General features: G+C 43.4%; 3 protein-coding genes and 1 pseudogene. All 4 read right to left on the bottom strand.

Annotated elements, in window-relative coordinates:
- Nucleotides 1-18: 18 nt before the first annotated feature.
- Nucleotides 19-1,236, bottom strand: a complete 1,218-nt coding sequence (locus AC1DUA_RS29125) for a CynX/NimT family MFS transporter (RefSeq protein ID WP_477503079.1) — start codon at nt 1,234-1,236, stop codon at nt 19-21.
- 17 nt (nt 1,237-1,253) lie between these two features.
- Nucleotides 1,254-1,919 (bottom strand): FadR/GntR family transcriptional regulator, encoded by a 666-nt coding sequence (locus tag AC1DUA_RS29130; RefSeq protein WP_477503080.1) that lies wholly within the window; start codon nt 1,917-1,919, stop codon nt 1,254-1,256.
- A 178-nt stretch (nt 1,920-2,097) separates the two neighbouring features.
- Nucleotides 2,098-2,937: pseudogene (locus AC1DUA_RS29135) on the bottom strand (aminoglycoside phosphotransferase/kinase family protein).
- A gap of 70 nt (nt 2,938-3,007) precedes the next feature.
- Nucleotides 3,008-3,525: AAA family ATPase (locus AC1DUA_RS29140; protein WP_477503081.1), on the bottom strand; the 518-nt coding region annotated here is incomplete at its 5' end.

Genomic DNA, 3,525 nt, shown 5'->3' on the forward strand with positions numbered 1-3,525 from the left:
CTCTAGTTTGACGCTTAGCTAGACGTATTTATTTCGGCCAGCACCTATCCCAGCCAGCAGCAAGAAAAACGTGGCCGCGAGGAGAAGTAGCAAAGGAACAGTCCAGTTATGTGTTAGGTCATGCAGCAAACCGAATAGTAGCGGACCGATAGCGGCTAAAAGGTAGCCAATAGTTTGGGCCATACCGGATAATTCCGCTGCTTCCTGAGAGGTTCTTGTCCGGAGACTAAAGAAAATCATGGAAAGGCTGAAGGCGCAAGCACCCGCGATGCCGATAATGATAATCCATAAAGGGGCAAGTGAAGTATCCTCAATAAACAATCCACTGATACCGATTAGAAACAACACGACAGTCAAAAAGACAAGCGGCCTTTGATTGCGCATTCGGCTCGCGATAATTGGCACAACCAACGTAAAAGGAAGCATGGAAAACTGTAAAAGCGACAGCATCCATCCGCTGGCGTCCTCAGACATTCCACGGCTGGACAGGATGTCGGGCAGCCAAGCAACAAGCATATAAAAGATAATCGATTGAAGCCCCATGAAAGCTGTAACTTGCCAAGCCAGTCCGGAACGCCAGAAGGACTTGCGTTCATTCAATTTTTGACCCGTGGACCATGGTTTATTCTGTGAGGAACGGAGTCGAGGCAGCCAACTGAAAATCGCCAGAACCGTAAGGGAGCACCAGCATAATAATGATCCTTGCCAACCGAGTCCGACAGTACGTGCAAGTGGAATGCTAATACCTGAGGCAAGAGCTCCGCAAAGGTTCATCGATACAGAGTATATACCAGTCATGAGACCTATTTTGTTAGCGAAATCCCTTTTAACAAGACTCGGGATCAGAACGTTACAGATAGCAATGGCTAATCCGATTAATAAGGTACCAACGAAAAGCATACCAGTACCTTCTGCGCTCAAAGAACGACTGATCAATCCAATTAATAGGACAAACAGGGATACTAGAACGACTCGTTCTGGCGTATATCGTTGAGACAGCTTAGGTGCAAATGGGGACAAGAGAGCGAATGCCAATAAAGGCACGGTTGTCAGTAGGCCAGCTAGCGAATTGGAAAGACCAGTCGTCTCGCGGATGTTACCGATTAGCGGGCCGACAGAAGTTATCGCGGCACGTTGATTGGCAGCTACTAATACGATTCCGAGTATGAGCACCCAAGTCGCTCTGGAGACATTAGGTTGAGTAGCTTCGAGTAATGCATGTTGTTGTTTGCTCATGTGCGTAGGACCTTCCTTTATAATTTGTTCTGTGAGTAATGAATATAACTGAGTACAGCCTCTTCGGCTAAGGTTTCATCCTGCTGTTCGATGGCTTGAAGTAATAATTCATGAGCTTTACTCATTGGATCGCTGCAAACTTCAATTCTAGACTCGATTGACTCTCGCAAAGCTTCCGCGATATTCGAGTATAAATCAATTAAAAGGTCATTATGTGAGGCTGCAAAGACGGACAGGTGAAATCGAATGTCCCATTCGAGAGCAGCTTCTATATCCTGGCGGTTAACAGCCTGAATGTATTCTTCATAACAGCTACGCAGAACGCTAAGCTCATCTTCAGACCGGCGGCGTGCTGCCAGAATAGCAGCTTCGCGTTCAAGCGCCCGACGTACTTCTAACGTCTGGAGCAACTCCGTCTTTCTCACGCGACTCTGTAGTGCGGCAGCAAGAGCACTGGACGAGACTACGTATGTACCGTCTCCTTGTCTTGTTCGAAGCATGCCCGAATGTGTCAAAGCTCGGATCGCTTCCCTCAATGTATTCCGGCTAACTCCTAGTGAATCCATAAGCTCAGGTTCAGCCGGAATTTTCAGACCGGGCTTCCAGTCCCCACTTTCAATAAGACTTTCCAATTGGGCAGCAATCTGTTCAACAAGTGTTAATCGATTGGTTTTTATCAGCATTTCCTCAACTCCAAACGTAGGATGATTGGTTGTTTAAAAATAACATAATCATCATTGCATGTAAAGGCTTAGCGTAAACTCCTGTTACACAACACACAACGACAGCCAATCATAGATCGGCTGTCGTTGTGTGTAATTGCAATATATTCTTATGTTCTAGCATTTTTKGCATATCTCATTAAATAAGAGATAGTAATTTTTCCCCACGTTTTAAATACTTGGTTAGATGTTCAACAAGGAGTATCTCTTCCTTATTTTCAATAAACCTATCGTTTTATCAATAAAATTCCAATTCAAACAACCTGATAACCACAGCAATGAAGGAAGTCTGCTTAAGTCATTTTGAGTAAGAATTTCTTCTGCATCATAACCGCGTAATACAGCCTTTGCAAGATCCGGTGACATTTCATGTGAGCCTATTCCATAAGGGCGTAAATACCATTTTATTAGCCATGCTAAGCCCTCTACTCTATCCGTATAAGTAATTGATTCAAAATCAACGATTCCAATGACTTCACCTTTGAATGATTCCAAAAAATTGTTCTGAGCCATAAACATGGGATTCTTTTGTAAAGACATCACTTTCAAAACTCACTGATATGTCGTGAATCTTTCGTGCCAGTTTATTAAATTTTTCAGATACTGGCTCAGTACAATGAGTTATATGTTCACCTTCCATCCACTCAAACAATACAAATCTCCATTCCTTTTCCCCATCATTAATCAAAGTAAATGGTTCATTATAAACAGTTGATCGATGTTTCATAAAAGGAATGCCAGATTCACGTAGATAATTGCAATAATTAATTTGTTCCCTAATAACATCATCCGTTAATTTAACAAATACATTGCTTTCATATCGCTTATTGCTAATTAATCTTGCTGAGAACGACTTTTCTTTTAAATGAATTTTGAAATGTAAATCCCTATGCCATGAATTCGATTGAAGCTCTTTTTCGACAACCACATCTTCAGGATTAAATCCGTATTGCTTTACTTCCTCTTGAAGCAACTTTATATGATTCACGACTGAATCACCTTCCTCGGCTTTGCTAACTTATTAATCTAGATGAGTGACCGTAGATTCGCTACTGTCGTTGGCGTTTAATTACATCGCTTTGACAGAGAATCTCGTCAACGACGTGCGCGATCGGTGCGGTGGCGTCGATTATCATTCCGTTTGTCGGAATGTCCTCTTTCGTCTGGTGCAATCGCCTAATAAGTTCCCGTTCCGTTTTCTTTCCGCCCCACTCATCTTCATGTCGCTCGTCAAGCCGTCGATTCAATGTGTCAAGGTCGATCTCGAGGACAAACACGCCGTCAAACAGATCAATGAATTTCGGAAAATTCCTAGAACCACCGCAGAAAAACGTTACCGACTCATCCTGGTTGGCGACCAGAGCTTTGACTTTATCTACATACCATATGTGATGCTCGTGCGTGACACCATCCGTCCGTGTACCAGTTTCTGGGTCGCCTTGATAAGCTAATTCACGGTCGCCATGAATGGCATGGTAGCCGCGCCGTTGCAATTCATTGCAAACTGAAGTTTTGCCAGTACCGGAAACGCCTTCAATGAGATAATTCCTACAACCCATGGCTATAC

It is taken from the genome of Paenibacillus sp. 01T422 (assembly GCF_056398785.1).

Coding starts and splice junctions, on each gene's coding strand:
- AC1DUA_RS29125 (WP_477503079.1), bottom strand. CDS start 1,236: ATGAGCAAACAACAACATGCATTACTCGAAGCTACTCAACCTAATGTC.
- AC1DUA_RS29130 (WP_477503080.1), bottom strand. CDS start 1,919: ATGCTGATAAAAACCAATCGATTAACACTTGTTGAACAGATTGCTGCC.